The 17015-nt window shown below is 68.4% G+C and carries 18 protein-coding genes; 8 read left to right on the top strand and 10 right to left on the bottom strand.

The window, feature by feature from the left end; all coding sequences use genetic code 11:
• Nucleotides 1–5: 5 nt before the first annotated feature.
• Nucleotides 6–548 (bottom strand): DUF4232 domain-containing protein, encoded by a 543-nt coding sequence (locus ACYQ8K_RS09840; RefSeq protein ID WP_459968440.1) that lies wholly within the window; start codon nt 546–548, stop codon nt 6–8.
• Nucleotides 549–685: 137 nt separating this feature from the next.
• On the opposite strand from ACYQ8K_RS09840, the gene acs reads away from it, so the two are divergent.
• The gene (gene acs, locus ACYQ8K_RS09835) at nt 686–2638 is read left to right on the top strand and encodes an acetate--CoA ligase (protein WP_459968438.1); all 1953 of its coding nucleotides are present in this window, start codon (nt 686–688) and stop codon (nt 2636–2638) included.
• An 11-nt stretch (nt 2639–2649) separates the two neighbouring features.
• On the opposite strand, the gene ACYQ8K_RS09830 is transcribed toward acs, so the two are convergent.
• Nucleotides 2650–3348, bottom strand: a complete 699-nt coding sequence (locus ACYQ8K_RS09830) for a S1 family peptidase (protein ID WP_459968437.1) — start codon at nt 3346–3348, stop codon at nt 2650–2652.
• Between the two features lie 261 nt (nt 3349–3609).
• On the opposite strand from ACYQ8K_RS09830, the gene ACYQ8K_RS09825 reads away from it, so the two are divergent.
• Both ACYQ8K_RS09825 and ACYQ8K_RS09820 read left to right on the top strand, forming a co-directional pair.
• Entirely contained in the window at nt 3610–4149 is a 540-nt protein-coding gene (locus tag ACYQ8K_RS09825; protein ID WP_459968435.1) for a phage holin family protein, read from the top strand.
• Complete coding sequence (locus tag ACYQ8K_RS09820; protein ID WP_459968433.1) at nt 4150–5109, top strand: alpha/beta fold hydrolase; 960 nt, start codon at nt 4150–4152, stop codon at nt 5107–5109.
• 9 nt (nt 5110–5118) lie between these two features.
• Here ACYQ8K_RS09820 and marP read toward each other — a convergent pair whose 3' ends face one another.
• The 4 genes from marP to nth are packed head-to-tail and all read right to left on the bottom strand — an operon-like array spanning nt 5119 to nt 8508.
• On the bottom strand, nt 5119–6312 hold the full coding sequence (gene marP / locus ACYQ8K_RS09815) for an acid resistance serine protease MarP (protein WP_459968569.1): 1194 nt from the start codon (nt 6310–6312) through the stop codon (nt 5119–5121).
• A gap of 5 nt (nt 6313–6317) precedes the next feature.
• Complete coding sequence (locus ACYQ8K_RS09810; RefSeq protein WP_459968431.1) at nt 6318–7133, bottom strand: NUDIX hydrolase; 816 nt, start codon at nt 7131–7133, stop codon at nt 6318–6320.
• A gap of 29 nt (nt 7134–7162) precedes the next feature.
• Nucleotides 7163–7810, bottom strand: a complete 648-nt coding sequence (locus ACYQ8K_RS09805; RefSeq protein ID WP_459968429.1) for a TlpA family protein disulfide reductase — start codon at nt 7808–7810, stop codon at nt 7163–7165.
• A gap of 17 nt (nt 7811–7827) precedes the next feature.
• Entirely contained in the window at nt 7828–8508 is a 681-nt protein-coding gene (gene nth / locus ACYQ8K_RS09800) for an endonuclease III (RefSeq protein ID WP_459968428.1), read from the bottom strand.
• A 173-nt stretch (nt 8509–8681) separates the two neighbouring features.
• On the opposite strand from nth, the gene ACYQ8K_RS09795 reads away from it, so the two are divergent.
• Together ACYQ8K_RS09795 and crp are read left to right on the top strand one after the other, a co-directional pair.
• Nucleotides 8682–9077, top strand: a complete 396-nt coding sequence (locus tag ACYQ8K_RS09795; protein ID WP_459968426.1) for a hypothetical protein — start codon at nt 8682–8684, stop codon at nt 9075–9077.
• 105 nt (nt 9078–9182) lie between these two features.
• The gene (gene crp / locus ACYQ8K_RS09790) at nt 9183–9857 is read left to right on the top strand and encodes a cAMP-activated global transcriptional regulator CRP (protein ID WP_036465140.1); all 675 of its coding nucleotides are present in this window, start codon (nt 9183–9185) and stop codon (nt 9855–9857) included.
• Between the two features lie 75 nt (nt 9858–9932).
• Here the strand turns inward: crp and ACYQ8K_RS09785 are convergent, their stop codons facing one another.
• From ACYQ8K_RS09785 to ACYQ8K_RS09775, 3 genes are read right to left on the bottom strand one after another with little or no spacing between them, the layout of a single operon-like run.
• The gene (locus tag ACYQ8K_RS09785; RefSeq protein ID WP_459968424.1) at nt 9933–10727 is read right to left on the bottom strand and encodes an MBL fold metallo-hydrolase; all 795 of its coding nucleotides are present in this window, start codon (nt 10725–10727) and stop codon (nt 9933–9935) included.
• A gap of 4 nt (nt 10728–10731) precedes the next feature.
• Nucleotides 10732–11187 (bottom strand): RidA family protein, encoded by a 456-nt coding sequence (locus ACYQ8K_RS09780; RefSeq protein WP_459968422.1) that lies wholly within the window; start codon nt 11185–11187, stop codon nt 10732–10734.
• 12 nt (nt 11188–11199) lie between these two features.
• Nucleotides 11200–11361, bottom strand: coding sequence for a DUF4177 domain-containing protein (locus ACYQ8K_RS09775; RefSeq protein WP_007772224.1), 162 nt, complete (start codon nt 11359–11361; stop codon nt 11200–11202).
• Nucleotides 11362–11431: 70 nt separating this feature from the next.
• Between ACYQ8K_RS09775 and ACYQ8K_RS09770 the strand changes: the two genes are divergently transcribed.
• On the top strand, nt 11432–12451 hold the full coding sequence (locus ACYQ8K_RS09770; protein WP_459968420.1) for an ArsA family ATPase: 1020 nt from the start codon (nt 11432–11434) through the stop codon (nt 12449–12451).
• A complete protein-coding gene (locus ACYQ8K_RS09765) occupies nt 12448–13605 on the top strand; it encodes an ArsA family ATPase (protein WP_459968419.1) in 1158 nt (385 codons plus the stop codon). The genes ACYQ8K_RS09770 and ACYQ8K_RS09765 overlap by 4 nt, the downstream gene beginning before the upstream one ends.
• A gap of 170 nt (nt 13606–13775) precedes the next feature.
• On the opposite strand, the gene ACYQ8K_RS09760 is transcribed toward ACYQ8K_RS09765, so the two are convergent.
• The gene (locus ACYQ8K_RS09760; protein ID WP_007772220.1) at nt 13776–14126 is read right to left on the bottom strand and encodes a WhiB family transcriptional regulator; all 351 of its coding nucleotides are present in this window, start codon (nt 14124–14126) and stop codon (nt 13776–13778) included.
• Between the two features lie 352 nt (nt 14127–14478).
• Between ACYQ8K_RS09760 and ponA2 the strand changes: the two genes are divergently transcribed.
• A complete protein-coding gene (ponA2, locus tag ACYQ8K_RS09755) occupies nt 14479–16908 on the top strand; it encodes a transglycosylase/D,D-transpeptidase PonA2 (protein WP_459968417.1) in 2430 nt (809 codons plus the stop codon).
• Nucleotides 16909–17015 lie beyond the last annotated feature (107 nt).

Genomic DNA, 17015 nt, shown 5'->3' with positions numbered 1-17015 from the left:
GTCGCTCAGACCGCGGTGATCGGATGCACCTGCAGCGCGCAGGCGTCGATGGTCGCCGACACGGTCACCACATTGGTGGTGTCCGGCGGATTGACGATCAGGGCGGAGTAGGTGGGGCACGGTCTGCCGTCGGCGTCGACGGCGATGCTCTCGACGATCGCCTGCCCCTGCGTCGATATCGACAGGATGACCGCGGGCGGCTCATTGACCCCGATCGGCAGGCCGCCCATGTATCCGCGCGGCGTGGGCTGGGCATGAAGCAACGGTCCGCCCGCACCCGAGTCCACCCCGGCGTATCCGGTGAGCGTGCACGGGTCGGCGCCGCCGGCGAGGCTGAATATCAGGGTCAGCGCGCGATGCCCGACGGCGGCCTCGGCGGGCGAGGCGGTGACGGCGATCTGGTCCGACCAGCACGGCGTCGGCGCGTCGGCGTTGTCGGTGGGCATGGCCGATGCCGGCCACCCCAGCCCGGTGGCCGCCGCGTAAATCGTTGCGGCCCCGGCAAAGCTGGGGATTACTCGGCGGATGCCCCGCCCATGACCCGGCACAGGAGGTGATTATCCGGCATCGGGACACGCTTTGACCCCGGATTGGTGCGCGCGGCTACCACTCGCACAGCTACACCCCACACGGCTAGGCTCGCAGTCGGCCACCGAACGGCGCAGTCTCGACACAGGAGAACCCAGTGACCGCCACCAATACCGCAGGCCCGTCGTCCTACCCGCCGCCGGCGGAATTCGCCGAGCAGGCCAATGCCGGCGAGGAGCTCTACCGCGAAGCCGAGCAGGACCGGTTGGCCTTCTGGGCCAAGCAGGCCAATCGGCTGTCGTGGGCGACGCCGTTCACCGAGGTGCTGGACTGGTCCGAGGCGCCGTTCGCGAAGTGGTTCGCCGACGGCAAGCTCAACGTCGCGTACAACTGCGTGGACCGCCACGTGGAGGCAGGGTACGGGGATCGGGTCGCCATCCACTGGGAGGGCGAACCCGTCGGCGATCAACGCAGCCTGACCTATTCCGATCTGCAAGCGCAGGTGTGCAAGGCCGCCAACGCGCTGACCGATCTCGGTCTGGTCGCCGGCGACCGGGTCGCGATCTACCTGCCGCTGATCCCGGAGGCGGTGATCGCGATGCTGGCCTGCGCGCGCCTGGGCCTGATGCACAGCGTGGTGTTCGCCGGCTTCACCGCCAAGGCGTTGCAGGCCCGGATCGCCGACGCGCAGGCCAAGCTCCTCATCACCAGCGACGGCCAGTTCCGCCGCGGCAAGCCGGCGCCGTTGAAGGACGCGGCCGACGAGGCCGTCAAGGGCGGCGACAGCCCCGTCGAGCATGTTCTTGTGGTGCGGCGCACCGGAATTGACGTGTCCTGGAACGACGACCGCGACCTGTGGTGGCACGAGGTCGTCGACGCCGCCTCGGCCGAGCACACCCCGGAATCCTTCGACGCCGAGCAGCCACTGTTCCTGCTGTACACCTCGGGAACCACCGGCAAGCCCAAGGGCATCGTGCACACCAGCGGCGGCTACCTGACCCACGCCGCCTACACGCACTACTACGTCTTCGACATCAAGGCCGAAACCGACGTGTTCTGGTGCACCGCCGACATCGGCTGGGTCACCGGACACACCTACGGCGTGTACGGGCCGCTGGCCAACGGCGTCACCGAGGTCCTCTACGAGGGCACACCGGACTCACCCAGCCAGCACCGGCACTTCGAGATCATCGAAAAGTACGGTGTGACAATCTATTACACCGCCCCCACGCTGATCCGAACGTTCATGAAGTGGGGGCGCGAGATCCCGGACGCACACGACCTGTCCAGCCTGAGGCTGCTGGGCTCGGTGGGCGAACCGATCAACCCCGAGGCATGGCGCTGGTACCGCAAGGTGATCGGCGCCGACCGGCTGCCCATCGTCGACACCTGGTGGCAGACCGAGACGGGCGCCACGATGATCTCCCCGCTGCCGGGAGTCGCTGCGGCCAAACCGGGTTCGGCGATGCGGGCGCTGCCGGGCATCTCGGCCAAGATCGTCGACGACCACGGCGATCAACTGGTGCCGGGCGTCCACAAGGGCGAGCACATCACCGGCTACCTGGTGCTGGACCAGCCGTGGCCGTCCATGCTGCGCGGCATCTGGGGCGATCGGCAGCGATACGTTGAGACCTACTGGTCCCGGTTCGCCGAGCAGGGCTGGTATTTCGCCGGCGACAGCGCTTATTACGACCGCGACGGCGCCATCTGGGTGGTGGGCCGCATCGACGACGTGATGAACGTGTCGGGACACCGGCTGTCCACCGCCGAGGTGGAGTCGGCGCTGGTCGGCCACGTCGCGGTGGCCGAGGCGGCGGTGGTCGGGGCGACCGATTCGACCACCGGCCAGGCCATCTGCGCGTTCGTCGTCCTGTGCGCGGATTACCAAGTGCACGACGGGATCGTCGACGAGTTGCGCGTCGAGGTGGCCCGGGAGATCTCACCCATCGCTCGCCCGCGCGAGGTGCACGTGGTGCCCGAACTGCCCAAGACCCGCAGCGGCAAGATCATGCGCCGGCTGTTGCGCGACATCGCCGAAAACCGCGAACTGGGTGACACGTCGACGCTGCTGGATCCCGGCGTCTTCGACGCGATCAGGGCGGCGAAGTAGTCGCTGCCTCCTCAGCCCGGCAGCGGGCTGAAGCCCGCACCCGGCCGGTGTTTGGCGTTGATGTCGGCGAGGGCCGCGTTGAACGACATCACCACCGCCGGGGTGTGCAGCGGGATGTATTTGATGATGCACGTCGGCAGGTTGTCGCTGAACGCGCCGTGAATCATGCCGACCAGTAGGTTGTTGACGGTGACCGGCGCCCCGGAGTCACCCGGCTGGCCGCAGACCTGCATGACGATCGTGCCCGGGTCCTGCCCCGGTCCCCAGGTGACGCCGCACGAATTGCCCGTGGTTCGGCCTTGCTTGCAGGCGATCTCGCCGAAGGCCGGGTCCGGTCCGATGCCGCTGATCACAAAGCCGTTGTAGTTGGCCACCGGTGTCACCTTGGCCGGATCGAACTTGATCACCGCGTAGTCCAGGTTGTCGTTGCCCGAAACCATGGTGCCCAGTACGCCCGCCCTCTCGGCGCCCTCGGCCGCCACCTGCGCTCCGGGGCCGCCGCAGTGCGCGGAGGTGAAGCCGATCAGCTCACCGGCGGCGTCGCCGCCGATGGTGGTCAGGGTGCACATCGTGTCGCCGTTGATGACGATGCCCGCCCCACCGCCCAGCGGGATCCGGACGTCAGCGGCGGCGGCGCGGGCAAACGAACCCATCGCGGCCACGAGTAGGGCAACCATCGCCACCAGGAAGCATCGGTGCGCCCTACGCACAGCCCCACTCCTATCGGTAGGCCGGACATCGCGACCGGCTTGGCCGAGTGTAATCGGCCGGGAGGTGATGTTGGCGCTCCGAAAGCACCACGGCCCCGCCACGGCGCCGACCGCCTTCTGGCCGAACCGAACTGGCGGCGGGGCACCCGAACCTGCGGCGCCGCGCTCGGCCGGCCTCGTCTGGCTTCTCCTGTCCAGGCGCCACATGGCAACATAAACCGCGACGACAGCGAGCCGGGCGACGACGAAAGAGGACCGTCTGTGAGCAAAGCCGATGGCAAGACCGGTGTGCCCAGCACCCTGACCACGATTCCGTTGACCGACCCGCATGCCAAACCCGCCGAGCCGTCGATCGGTGACCTGATCAAGGATGCGACCACCCAGGTCTCCACGTTGGTGCGCGCGGAGGTCGAACTGGCCCGCGCCGAAATTACCCGCGACGTCAAAAAGGGTCTCACCGGCAGCGTCTTCTTCATCGCCGCGCTGGTGGTGTTGTTCTACTCCACCTTCTTTTTCTTCTTCTTCCTCGCCGAGTTGCTGGACACCTGGCTGTGGCGCTGGGCGTCCTTCCTGATCGTTTTCGGGATCATGGTGGTGGTCGGCGCCGTGCTGGCCCTGTTCGGCTTCCTCAAGGTGCGCCGGATCCGCGGACCGCGCGAGACGATCGAATCGGTCAAGGAGACGCGCAGCGCGCTCACGCCGGGCCACGACAAGGCGCCCGGCGCCAAGGCGCTCCCCGAGCCCCAGGGCAGGCACGCGAAGCCCGGCAACGGCGCTGCCGGCGATCCATCGGGTTGGTAGATGGCGCCGCCGGATCCGTCGGTAACCCGCATCGACGGGCCGTGGCGCCATCTCGATGTGCACGCCAACGGCATCCGCTTCCACGTCGTCGAGGCGCTGAGCGACGCCGATGCCCCGCCGGCGACGGCGCGCCCGCTGGTGATGCTGCTGCATGGTTTCGGATCGTTCTGGTGGTCCTGGCGTCATCAGCTGCGGGGACTGCGCGGCGCGCGGGTGGTCGCGGTCGACCTGCGCGGCTACGGCGGCAGCGATAAGCCGCCCCGCGGCTACGACGGCTGGACGATGGCCGGCGACACCGCCGGACTCATCCGGGCGCTGGGGCACTCCTCGGCCACCTTGGTGGGCCACGCCGACGGCGGACTGGGGTGCTGGGCCACCGCCCTGCTGCATCCGCGGCTGGTGTCGGCGATCGCGCTGATCAGTTCACCGCACCCGGCGGCGTTGCGGCGAGCCACGTTGACGCGGCGCGACCAGGGTTATGCGCTGTTGCCGACGCTGCTGCAATACCAGATACCGTTGTGGCCCGAGCGGGTGTTGACCCGGGACGACGGCGCCGAGATCGAGCGCCTGGTCCGCAGTCGCAGCTGCGGCAAATGGCTTGCCTCCGAAGACTTCTCCGAAACCATCGGCCACCTGCGGACGGCGATTCAGATCCCGGCGGCCGCGCACAGCGCACTGGAATACCAGCGCTGGGCCGCGCGCAGCCAGCTGCGCGACGAGGGCCGGCGCTTCATGAGGTCGATGAGCCACCAGCTCAGCGTGCCGCTGCTACACCTGCGCGGCGAGGCGGATCCGTACGTGCTCGCCGACCCGGTCGACCGTACCCGGCGCTACGCGCCGCAGGGGCGCTACGTATCCATTGCGGGCGCAGGGCATTTCAGCCACGAGGAGGCGCCCGAGGAAATCAACCGGCACCTGACGAAGTTCCTCGAACAGGTGCACCTGACCCGAGCCGGATAGCGCGCGAGCTCAGCCGACGCAGGAGCCGGTGCCCACCAGCTGGGTGTCGCCGATCCTGGACAGCTGACTGGCCACCTCGTCGGCGGTCAACACGAACCCGGTGTCGGGATCGTCGACCGCCGCGCCGAACACCACACCGAGCACGTGACCGTCGAGGTCGATCAACGGCCCACCCGAATTGCCTTGCTCCACACTGGCTCTGATGGTGTAGACGTCGCGGGTGACCGGGGCCGGATCCCGGTAGATGTCGGGCCCGCTCAGCTTGATCAGCTCACGAATCCTGGCCGGGGTTGCGGTGAAGTTCCCGCCGCCGGGATACCCCAGGACTACCACGCTGGCACCGGTTTTCGCGTCGCCCTGCGCGAAAGCCAGTGGGGGCGGCGGTAAATTGGGGACAGCCAGGATCGCGATGTCGACAGCCGGATCGTAGGACACCACGGTGGCGTCCAGCGGACTGCCGCTGGCGTAGATCTGGACGCTGTTGGATCCGGCCACCACATGCGCGTTGGTCATCACCCGGTCGGGTGCGATCACGAATCCGCTGCCCTCCAACACTTTCTGGCAACTGGGCGCCAGGCTGCGCACCTTGACCACGCTCGGCGCGGTGGCCTGCACCACCGGGTTGCCGGCCAGCTCGGGGTCGGGTGAGGCGACGGGAATGACCGGGGTGCGGCTGAAGGGCTCCAGCACCGCCGGCAGCCCGGAGGTGTTCAGCAGCGCGGACAGCCGCTTGGGCACCGTCTTGAGCCAGGGCGGCGCCAGGTCGTTGACCTGAGCCAACACTCGCGAGCCGCGGACCGCGGCGGCGAGCTCAGGCTGGTCCTTGGACTGGGTCAGCGGCGTCGCCAACAGCCACGCCGCGGTCAGGACCACGACGAGCTGGACCGCCACCCCGATGACCGAGTCCACCGTGCGGATCGAACGGCTGCGGATCGCGCCGCGCACGGCGCGTCCCAGCACGACACCGGCCACCTCGCCGATGACGACCAGCGCGAGGATCAGGAACAGTGCGGCAAACAATTTCGCCCGCGGCGCCGCGATGTGGCTGACCAGGTGGGGCGCCAGCAGCACGCCCGCGATCGCGCCGAGCAACACGCCGACGAACGAGAGCAACGAGCCCAGCGCACCCGACCGCCAGCCCGAGATCGCCGCGATGAAGGCGACCGCCAGCACGGCGACGTCCAGCCATTGCGACGGGCTCATGGAATTCATCGAGATTCGCTCCCGTCGCCGACCAGGGCCATCGCCGCGTCCAACTCCCGCTCGTCGGTGGTGTTCCACGGCTGGGCCCAGCCGGCGACGTCGAGCAGCGCGGAAATCACCTGGCCAGTGAATCCCCAGACCAGCATCTCGTTGAGCAGAAACGCGGGACCGGCCCATCGGCGACCGAGATCGCCGCGGTACACCATCAGCCGGTTGTCCGGGTTGATGAAGGCGCGCAGCGGAACTCGTGCGACGATCGCCGTTTCGGCCTCGTTGACGACGGCGACCGGCCCGGGGTCCGGCGAGTAGGCCAGCACCGGGACGACGTGAAACTGCGACGGCGCGATGAACATTTTTTCCATCGTCGCCAGGGGGTACAGCCTGCTGACGTCGATGCCGGTTTCCTCGCGGGCCTCGCGCAGCGCGGTGTCGATCGGGCCGTTGTCGGTGGGATCGGCGGCGCCGCCGGGAAAGGCCGCCTGGCCGGCGTGGTGGCGCAGGGTCGACGCCCGCACGGTGACCAGCAGGTCGGCGTCCGCGGGAAAGCCGCCGTCGGGTGCGCCGGACTCCGGACCGGAGAACAGCACCAGCACGGCGGCCTCGCGGCTCGCGCCGCGCAGGGTCGCCACCGCCGACGCGGCCTTGCTGGTGATCATCGCCAGCACGTCGGCCGGCAGGCGGCGCCGGGCCGCGTCGGGAACGTCATCGACGTGGTCGACCAGCGGACGCAGCCAGGACGGGCTGGCGTCAGGCCTCAGCGCAACGGACCCGCGCGCGGGGGCGGGGTCCCCATTCCGCAGGGACGAACCCCCAGCACTCACGGCCCCTCCAGTCGGTTCAATTTTTCCGCTTATCCCCTGTCGTTGCCGATCGCGGCCGCGATCTCATCGGCAGTGGTGAAAGCTCGTGGCAGCGTTTGGGCAACGCTACCGTCCGGCCGCAGGACCACCGTCGCGGGCATCACATTTACCACCCGCAGTGCGGCCGCCACCCGGCGACGACCGTCCTGCAGGGTCGGCAGCCGCACCCCGAGCTCGGCCAGCCGCAGCAGCGCCGCGGTCTCGTTCTCGTCTTGATGCACCGTCACCACCGTCACGTCCGAACCGGCCCGCCGTTGATACTCGGCCATCGCGGGCAGTTCGGCCGCGCACGGCGCGCACCAATATGCCCACAGGTTGAGCACCACCCGGCGCCCGGCCAGCGCGCGGGCGACGTCGACCAGGGAACCGTCGGCGGCGCAGTCGGCCGTCACCCCGCGCAGCGCGGCGGGGCCTTCGCCGGTCCCGGCGCCGGGGCACGGCGCCAGGTTGGCGCGTTGCCGGGGGCCCGCCAGCGCGGCGGGCGTGTCGGCGTCGCGGTGTTCCCGGTCGGCCACCGGCTGGTCGCCCGCGGGAGTCGGCGCCGGGGCGGAATCGTCGCGCAGCTGGGCGACCAGCGTCACGATCAGCGCGGCCACCACCGCCAGAATCGCGATGGTCCACCGGGTCGTCCGGGTCAACGTCCGCCGGCCCGGTATCAGAGCCCGGCCAGTGCGAGCAGGTGCTCGGTTTCCGGGCCCTTCACCAGGGGCGCGGCCAACTCCGGTTCGGTGGGGCCGAGGCCGAACGAGGGGCAGTCTTTTGCGATCAGGCAGACGCCGCACGCCGGTTTGCGCGCGTGGCAGACGCGGCGGCCGTGGAAGATGACCCGGTGGCTCAACATGGTCCACTCGGCGCGTTCGATGAGCTCACCGACGGAGTGCTCGATCTTGACCGCGTCCCTGTCCGCGGTCCAGCGCCACCGGTGCACCAGCCGCGTGAAATGGGTGTCGACGGTGATGCCCGGGACGCCGAAGGCATTTCCCAGGATGACGTTGGCCGTCTTGCGTCCGACCCCGGGCAGGGTGACCAGTTCGGCCATGGTCGACGGCACGTCGCCGTCGAATCGTTCGACCAGGGCCTGCCCCAGGCCGATCAGCGAGGATGCCTTGTTGCGGAAGAACCCGGTCGGCCGGATCAGGTTTTCCAGCTCATCACGGTCCGCCTGCGCGTAATCCAGCGCCGACGGGTACCGCTTGAACAGTGCCGGCGTCGTCAGATTGACCCGCTTGTCGGTGCTCTGCGCCGAAAGGATTGTGGCGACCGTCAATTCGAGCGGCGTGGTGAAGTCCAGCTCGCAGTGCGCGTCCGGAAACGCTTGGGCCAGAGCACGATTCATGCGCCGCGCCCGTCGCACCAAGCCGACTCGGGTTTCCCCGGACCAGCGTCGGGCGTCGCCACCGTCGGGCTGGGCCGGAGTCGATTTCGAACGCCCGGACGACTTAGCCGCTGTCACCTACGACAGAGTACTGATTTCGTGATCTTGCCGAGACCCCGAGTTGATTCCCGGCGATGTTTACTCTTCGTGTGTCGTGGTTGCTGGTGGCCGGTATTCCGGCGCTGCTGATGCTGGCGGCGCTTGGCCTTGGGCGGCTCGAGTCCGAGCTGGCCCCTGGCGCCACGGCGGTGGCCGACGTCGACGAATTCCTGGAGCGTGCCGGCGGTGTGGACATGCACACGCTGGCCTCCGAGGGCATGCCCGAGGCGTTGGAATACCTGCATCGGCGCGAGCTTGCGCAGCTGTCCGAGGCCCCGGCGATCGGCCGCGGCGGCGGACCGCGTCACGCCGCGCCGTCGTTCGCCGTCAGCTTCGTCGACCGCGATGAGATGACCTTGCCGACCCGGATCCACGGTTATTCGCCCGTCAATCCGCAGTTTAGGGCACCTCGACACGCCAATCGTGTGTAGCGTTGGCACGTTAGACACAACGGCGTTCCTCTAGACTCGTCACGCGAGCAAGGGGTTAGCCTGCCCGTATCACATTAATTTTTTTCCGAAAGTTGAAGAGGCAACGTGGACGAGATCCTGGCAAGGGCAGGAATCTTCCAAGGGGTTGAACCCGGCGCAGTCACAGCGCTGACCAAGCAGCTGCAACCCGTCGACTTCCCCCGCGGACACACGGTCTTCGCCGAGGGGGAACCCGGCGATCGGCTGTACATCATCGTCTCGGGGAAGGTGAAGATCGGTCGCCGCTCGCCCGACGGACGCGAGAACCTGCTCACGATCATGGGCCCGTCGGACATGTTCGGCGAGCTGTCGATCTTCGACCCGGGTCCGCGGACGTCCAGCGCCACCACCATCACCGAGGTGCGGGCGGTGTCGATGGACCGCGACGCGCTGCGCGCGTGGATCGCCGATCGTCCCGAGATCGCCGAGCAGTTGTTGCGGGTGCTGGCCCGACGCCTGCGGCGCACCAACAACAACCTGGCCGACCTCATCTTCACCGACGTGCCCGGCCGGGTGGCCAAGCAGCTGCTGCAGCTCGCCCAGCGGTTCGGCACCCAGGAGGGTGGCGCCATGCGAGTCACCCACGACCTGACGCAGGAAGAGATCGCGCAGCTGGTCGGGGCGTCTCGGGAGACGGTGAACAAGGCGCTGGCCGACTTCGCCCACCGCGGCTGGATCCGCCTGGAGGGCAAGAGCGTGCTGATCTCGGACTCCGAGCGGCTGGCCCGCCGAGCGAGGTAAGCGTGGGCGCAGCCCGCGCACTAGCACCGAGCCTGTAATGGCGCAGGCCGCTTCTCGCACTTTTTCTGCAAAAGTTCAGCCTCGACGCAGGTGGTTCAGCTGCACCTGCACCGACCACTCGGCCGCGTCCCACAGCTTCTCGTCGACGTCGACATAGACGTGTTCGACGATCCGGCGGGCGCTGGCGTCCTCCCCCAGCTCCCGCACCGCCGAACGCACCTGGTCCAGCCGCTCCCGCCGGTGTTCGAGGTAGCCCTGCGCCACGCTTTCCAGGTCGGTCAGGTCCGGGCCGTGGCCGGGCAGCACCGTCCGGGGGCCCAGGCCGCGCAGCCGTCGCAGCGATTCCAGGTAGTCCGTCAGGCTGCCGTCCTCCTTGTCGAGCACGGCCGTGCCGCGGCCCAGGACGGTGTCGGCGGTCAACACGGCGTCGTCCAGCAGGAAGGACAGCGAATCGGCGGTGTGGCCCGGGGTCGCCATCACCTTGATCTTCAGGCCGGCGGCGTCGATCACCTCGCCGTCGGTCAGCTCGCCGCCGAGGCCACGCAGGAAACCGCTGCCCGCCGAGCGGACGGTCGCGCCGGTCCGCTCGACGAGCTTGTCGATGCCGTCGGTGTGATCGCTGTGCCGGTGGCTGATCAGGACCAGGGCGATACGGCCGAGCGCGGCCACCCGCGCGATGTGCTCGTCGTCGTCGGGCCCGGGATCCACGATGACCAGCTCGTCGCTGCGCGGACCGCGCAGCACCCAGGTGTTGGTGCCCTCGAGGGTGAGCAGCCCGGGGTTCTCGGCCAGCAGGACCGACGCGGTCTCGGTGACCGGCCGCAACTTGGCGTACGCGGGATGGGTCAGCGACTCGGCGGCCTGGGTCACGGCGTCAGCCGGCCTCGACGATCAGCTCCACTTCCACCGGCGCGTCCAGTGGCAGCTCGGAGACGCCGACCGCCGAGCGCGCATGCGCGCCCCGCTCGCCGAACACCTCGGCGAGCAGCTCGGAGGCCCCGTTGATGACGCTGGGCTGGCCGTTGAATCCCGGTGCCGACGCGACGAATCCGACCACCTTCACCACCCGGGTCACCTCGTCGATGCCCACCAGCGAGTTGACCGCCGCCAGCGCGTTGAGCGCACAGACCCGCGCCAGGGCCTTGCCCTCGTCCGGGCTGATGCCGGCGCCGACCTTGCCGGCGGCCAACAGCTTGCCGTCCTGCATCGGGAGCTGGCCCGCGGTGTAGACCAGGTTTCCGGTACGAACCGCCGGTACGTAGGAGGCCAGCGGCGCGACCACCTCCGGCAGCGCGAGGCCGAGCTGACCGAGCCGGGCCGAAGCACTCATCGGGCCGACCCTCTACTTGGGGCGCTTCAGATACGCGACGTGCTGCTCGCCGGTCGGCCCTTGCAGCACCGACACCAACTCCCAGCCGTCGGCACCCCACTGGTCGAGGATCTGTTTGGTGGCATGCGTCAGCAGCGGAACCGTGACGTACTCCCATGCGGTCGGTTGGCTCATGCCGCGAGCTTATCGGTCGCAGGTGAACCGCTCCGGCCAGCCCAAGGGCCCGTCGGGCTAGCATGCGAAGGTGGCAACCACATCGGGCGGCGGAGCTGCCGTCGGCTGGCCTGCGCGCTTGACGAAGGCCCGTTTACATTTCGTGACCGGCAAGGGCGGCACGGGCAAGTCGACCATCGCCGCCGCGCTGGCCCTGACCCTGGCCGCCGGGGGCCGCAAGGTCCTGCTCGTGGAAGTCGAGGGCCGCCAAGGGATTGCGCAACTCTTCGACGTCCCGCCCCTGCCGTACCAGGAGGTGAAGATCGCGACCGCCGAGCGCGGCGGTCAGGTCAACGCCCTGGCGATCGACATCGAGGCCGCGTTCCTGGAATACCTCGAGATGTTCTACAACCTGGGCATTGCGGGCCGCGCGATGCGCCGCATCGGCGCGATCGAGTTCGCGACGACGATCGCGCCGGGCCTGCGTGACGTGCTGTTGACCGGCAAGATCAAGGAGACGGTGATCCGGGTCGACAAGAATCGGCTCCCGGTTTACGACGCGATCGTCGTCGACGCCCCGCCGACCGGACGGATCGCGCGCTTCCTGGATGTCACCAAGGCGGTGTCCGATTTGGCCAAGGGCGGGCCGGTGCATTCGCAGGCCGACGGCGTGGTGAAGCTACTGCACTCCGAGCAGACGGCCATTCACTTAGTCACCCTGCTCGAGGCGTTGCCGGTGCAGGAAACGCTGGAAGCCATCGAGGAACTCGCCGAGATGCAGCTGCCGATAGGCAGCGTGATCGTCAACCGCAACATCCCCTCGTACTTGCAACCGGCCGATCTGGCGAAGGCCGCCGAGGGCGACGTCGACGCGGACTCGGTGCGGGCCGGATTGGAAAAGTCCGGAATCAGTTTGAGCGACCAGGACTTCGCGGGCCTGCTGACGGAGACCATCGAGCATGCCACGGTCGTCGCCACGCGCGCCGAGATCGCCCAACAGCTCGATGCGTTGAAGGTGGCCCGACTGGAACTACCGGCCATTTCCGACGGGGTCGACCTGGGTAGCCTCTACGAGCTGTCGGAATCGCTTGCACAGCAGGGGGTTCGATGAGCGTCACACCCAAACAGCTCGATATGGCCGCCATCCTGGCCGACACCACCAACCGGGTGGTGGTGTGCTGCGGCGCGGGTGGGGTGGGTAAGACCACCACCGCGGCCGCGATCGCGCTGCGCGCCGCCGAGTACGGGCGCAACGTCTGCGTGTTGACGATTGATCCGGCCAAACGGCTGGCCCAGGCGCTGGGCGTCAGCGACCTCGGCAACACGCCGCAGCGAGTCCCGCTGGCCGCGGAGGTTCCCGGCGAGCTACACGCGATGATGCTCGACATGCGTCGCACGTTCGACGAGATGGTCGTCCAGTACTCCGGACCCGGTCGGGCACAAGCGATTCTGGATAACCAGTTCTATCAAACAGTCGCCAGTTCGCTTGCCGGCACGCAGGAGTACATGGCGATGGAGAAGCTGGGCCAGCTGCTGGCCGAGGATCGCTGGGACCTGGTGGTGGTCGATACCCCGCCGTCGCGCAACGCACTGGACTTCCTGGACGCGCCCAAACGGCTGGGCAGCTTCATGGACAGCCGGCTGTGGCGGCTGTTGCTGGCGCCGGGCCGGGGCATCGGGCGGTTGGTCACCGGCGCAATGGGTTTGGCGATGAAGGCGATGTCGACCATCCTGGGTTCACAGATGCTCGGCGACGCCGCGGCGTTCGTGCAGTCGCTGGACGCCACCTTCGGCGGCTTCCGGGAGAAGGCCGATCGCACCTATGCGCTGCTGAAAAGGCGTGGGACGCAGTTCGTTGTGGTGTCGGCGGCCGAGCCGGACGCTCTGCGCGAAGCGGCCTTCTTCGTCGATCGGCTGTCGCAGGAAGGGATGCCGCTCGCCGGGCTGGTCCTGAACCGCACCCATCCGCCGTTGTGCTCCCTGCCGGCCGAGCGAGCGATCGACGGCAGCGAAGTGCTGGACCACGACGCCGACTCCGAGGCGGCGTCGCTGGCCTCGGCGGTGTTGAAGATTCACGCCGACCGGGCGCAAACCGCCAAGCGGGAGATCAGATTGCTTTCCCGGTTCACCGGGGCCAATCCGCACGTGCCGGTCATCGGCGTTCCGTCGCTGCCGTTCGATGTCTCGGATCTGGAGGCGCTGCGCGCGCTGGCGGATCAGATCACTTCGGTCGGTGACGACGCGGGCCGGGCAACGGCCCGCTGAGGAACCGGCCAATCCGGACCATGTCGGTGACGACGCGGGCCGGGCAACGGCCCGCTGAATCACTTTCGACTCGGTGGCCCCGGCCTGCCGTAACAAAATCGTAATTACGAGCGGCGGGCCGGTCGGGCCTACGAACCACCGATCGGCGTGGTGACCGTCCGGGCGAAGGGTCAGCCGACGCTGCGGGTGCGCCTCTTGTCGAAGAAGTCCGCCCAGGAAACGACCTCGGGGTGCTGCTTGAGCAGGGCGCGGCGTTGGCGCTCGGTCATGCCGCCCCAAACGCCGAACTCGACCTTGTTGTCCAGCGCGTCTGCGCCGCATTCCTGCATCACCGGGCAATGCCTGCAGATCACTGCCGCCTTGCGCTGGGCCGCACCGCGGACAAACAGTTCGTCGGGATCGGTGGTCCGGCATAGCGCCTTCGAGACCCAGGCGATCCGTTCTTCGGCATCGACACTGCGGAGTACCCCTTGTGCGGCTGCAATGTTTGTCCTACGCGCCGCCGGCCGTATTGGTGACACGAACTGTTCCCTTCCCTACCGGCCGCCCGTCACGGCCGCCCTCCTTGGGGTGCAGATCCCGTCTCGCGATCTACGCCACACTGTGTACTTCGGTGTTACCTGAATCTCACCGTGTGTCTAAGTTAGGTGGTCAGGTGCCAATTGCGCAACAGTCCGATAACGCTTTTTTTGGGACGAGCGTCCAGCCTCGTACCAGACAACAGCCGGCGAAGTGATCTTGGACACGCCGTCGCCCCGTCTGACCTGTGACGCAATTGCAAATTCGCGCCCGTCGCCGCCGGTCTTGAGATGACGAAATTTTTGGCGAATGCGCAGCGTGGCGGCGTGACTGGGGGCCGCTACTGTAGTACCCATGTCAGACCGCCCCCCGGCCGCGCTCACGATCCTCAAGCTTGCGGGGCTTTGTGTGTTGGCCAGCGTCGTCGCCACGGCTCTCCTGTTCCCCTTCGCCGGCGGAATAGGACTGGTGTCCAATCGGGCGTCGGAAGTGGTCGCCAACGGCTCGGCTCAGCTTCTCGAGGGGGAGGTGCCGGCCGTCTCGACGATGGTCGACGCCAAGGGCAACACCATCGCCTGGCTGTATTCGCAGCGCCGGTTCGAGGTGCCCAGCGACAAGATCGCCAACACGATGAAGCTGGCGATCGTCTCCATCGAGGACAAGCGGTTCGCCGACCACAACGGGGTGGACTGGAAAGGCACGCTGACCGGGCTGGCCGGCTATGCGCGAGGCGACGTCGACACCCGCGGCGGTTCGACCATCGAGCAGCAATACATCAAGAACTACCAACTGCTGGTCACCGCGAAGACCGACGCCGAGAAGCGCGCGGCGGTCGAGACCACCCCGGCCCGCAAGCTGCGCGAGATCCGGATGGCGCTGACGCTGGACAAGACCTTCACCAAGCCCGAGATCCTGACCCGGTATCTGAACCTGGTCTCGTTCGGCAACGGCTCGTTCGGCGTGCAGGACGCCGCCCAGACCTACTTCGGCATCAACGCGTCCGACCTGAACTGGCAGCAGGCGGCGCTACTGGCGGGCATGGTGCAGTCGACCAGCGCGCTCAACCCGTACATCAACCCCGAGGGCGCGCTGGCACGGCGAAACTTGGTGCTGGACACCATGATCGAGAACATTCCGCAGGAGGAAGAGGCACTGCGCGCCGCCAAGGCGGCACCGCTGGGCATCCTGCCGCAGCCCAACGAGCTGCCCCGCGGCTGCATCGCGGCGGGCGACCGCGCGTTCTTCTGCGACTACGTCCAGGAGTACCTGTCCCGGGCCGGCATCAGTAAGGAACAGGTCGCCCGGGGCGGTTACCTGATCAAGACGACGCTGGACCCGGACGTGCAGATCCCGGTCAAGGCGGCCATCGACAAGTTCGCCAGCCCGACGCTGCCCGGCATTTCGAGCGTGATGAGCGTGATTCAGCCCGGCAAGACGTCGCACAAGGTGATGGCCATGGCCAGCAACCGCACCTACGGGCTCGACGTCGACGCCGGCCAAACCATGCGTCCGCAGCCCTTCTCGCTGGTCGGCGACGGGGCGGGATCCGTCTTCAAGATCTTCACCACGGCCGCGGCCCTGGACATGGGGATGGGCACCAACGCCACCCTCGAGGTGCCGGGCCGCTTCCAGGCCAAGGGCATGGGTAGCGGTGGGGCCAAGGGCTGCCCGAAGGACAACTGGTGCGTCGTCAACGCCGGCAATTACCGCGGGTCGATGAACGTCACCGACGCGCTGGCCACCTCGCCCAACACCGCGTTCGCCAAGCTGATCCAGCAGGTCGGCGTGACGCGCACGGTGGACATGGCGATCAAACTCGGGCTGCGGTCCTACGCCGACCCGGGTACCGCCCGCGACTACAACCCGGACAGCAACGAAAGCCTGGCCGACTTCGTCAAACGGCAGAACATCGGCTCGTTCACGCTGGGCCCGATCGAGGTGAACGCGCTGGAGCTGTCCAACGTCGCGGCCACCCTGGCCTCGGGCGGCACCTGGTGCCCGCCCAACCCGATTGACAAGCTGGTCGACCGCAAGGGCAACGAGGTCGCGGTGACCACCGAGACCTGCGATCAGGTGGTGCCCGAGGGCCTGGCGAACACCCTGGCCAACGCGATGAGCAAGGACGCGCTGGGCGGCGGCACGGCGGCCGGTTCGGCCAGCGCGGCGGGCTGGGACCTGCCGGTGTCCGGCAAGACGGGCACCACCGAGGCCCACCGCTCGTCGGGCTTCGTGGGTTTCACCAACCACTACGCGGCGGCCAACTACATCTACGACGACTCCACCACGCCCACCGACCTGTGCTCCGCCCCGCTGCGCCACTGCGGCGACGGCGACCTGTACGGCGGTAACGAACCGGCGCGCACCTGGTTCACCGCGATGAAGCCGATCGCCACCAATTTCGGGCCGGTGCAGTTGCCGCCCACCGACCCTCGCTACGTCGACGGGGCACCGGGATCCCGGGTGCCCAGCGTCGCCGGCCTGGATATCGACGCGGCGCGCCAGCGCATCAAGGAAGCGGGCTTCCAGGTCGCCGACCAGAACAACTTCGTCAACAGCAGCGCAAAGCAGGGCGAGGTGGTCGGGACGACACCCAGCGGCGCAACGATTCCGGGGTCGATCGTCACGATCCAGGTCAGCAACGGCATCCCGCCGGCCCCGCCGCCACCACCGGAGGGCGCGCCGCCGCCGGTCGGCTCGCAGGTCGTCGAGATTCCGGGGCTGCCGCCGATCACGATCCCGCTGCTGGCGCCACCGCCGCCGGCACCCGGTCAGCCGCCCCCGTAGGCAAGACCGCCGCACTTCTGCTCACCCCGCTGCGCGGGCCGTATTCGTCGTACGGCTGGCGTCGTGACTCAAGAGATACGCTGCCAGTCCCCGACCGGCAGTAGGCT

This window comes from Mycobacterium sp. MUNTM1 (assembly GCF_054660795.1).
The sequence above is the reverse complement of the archived record's forward strand: the minus strand, read 5'-3'. Positions and strand labels throughout refer to the sequence as shown.

Excerpts from the sequence above, each read along its gene's own strand:
- ACYQ8K_RS09820 (WP_459968433.1), top strand. The coding sequence starts at position 4,150 with ATGGCGCCGCCGGATCCGTCGGTAACCCGCATCGACGGGCCGTGGCGC.
- ACYQ8K_RS09775 (WP_007772224.1), bottom strand. The coding sequence starts at position 11,361 with ATGAGCCAACCGACCGCATGGGAGTACGTCACGGTTCCGCTGCTGACG.
- ACYQ8K_RS09780 (WP_459968422.1), bottom strand. The coding sequence starts at position 11,187 with ATGAGTGCTTCGGCCCGGCTCGGTCAGCTCGGCCTCGCGCTGCCGGAG.
- marP (WP_459968569.1), bottom strand. The coding sequence starts at position 6,312 with ATGAGCCCGTCGCAATGGCTGGACGTCGCCGTGCTGGCGGTCGCCTTC.
- nth (WP_459968428.1), bottom strand. The coding sequence starts at position 8,508 with ATGAATCGTGCTCTGGCCCAAGCGTTTCCGGACGCGCACTGCGAGCTG.
- ponA2 (WP_459968417.1), top strand. The coding sequence starts at position 14,479 with ATGTCAGACCGCCCCCCGGCCGCGCTCACGATCCTCAAGCTTGCGGGG.
- ACYQ8K_RS09795 (WP_459968426.1), top strand. The coding sequence starts at position 8,682 with ATGTTTACTCTTCGTGTGTCGTGGTTGCTGGTGGCCGGTATTCCGGCG.
- ACYQ8K_RS09765 (WP_459968419.1), top strand. The coding sequence starts at position 12,448 with ATGAGCGTCACACCCAAACAGCTCGATATGGCCGCCATCCTGGCCGAC.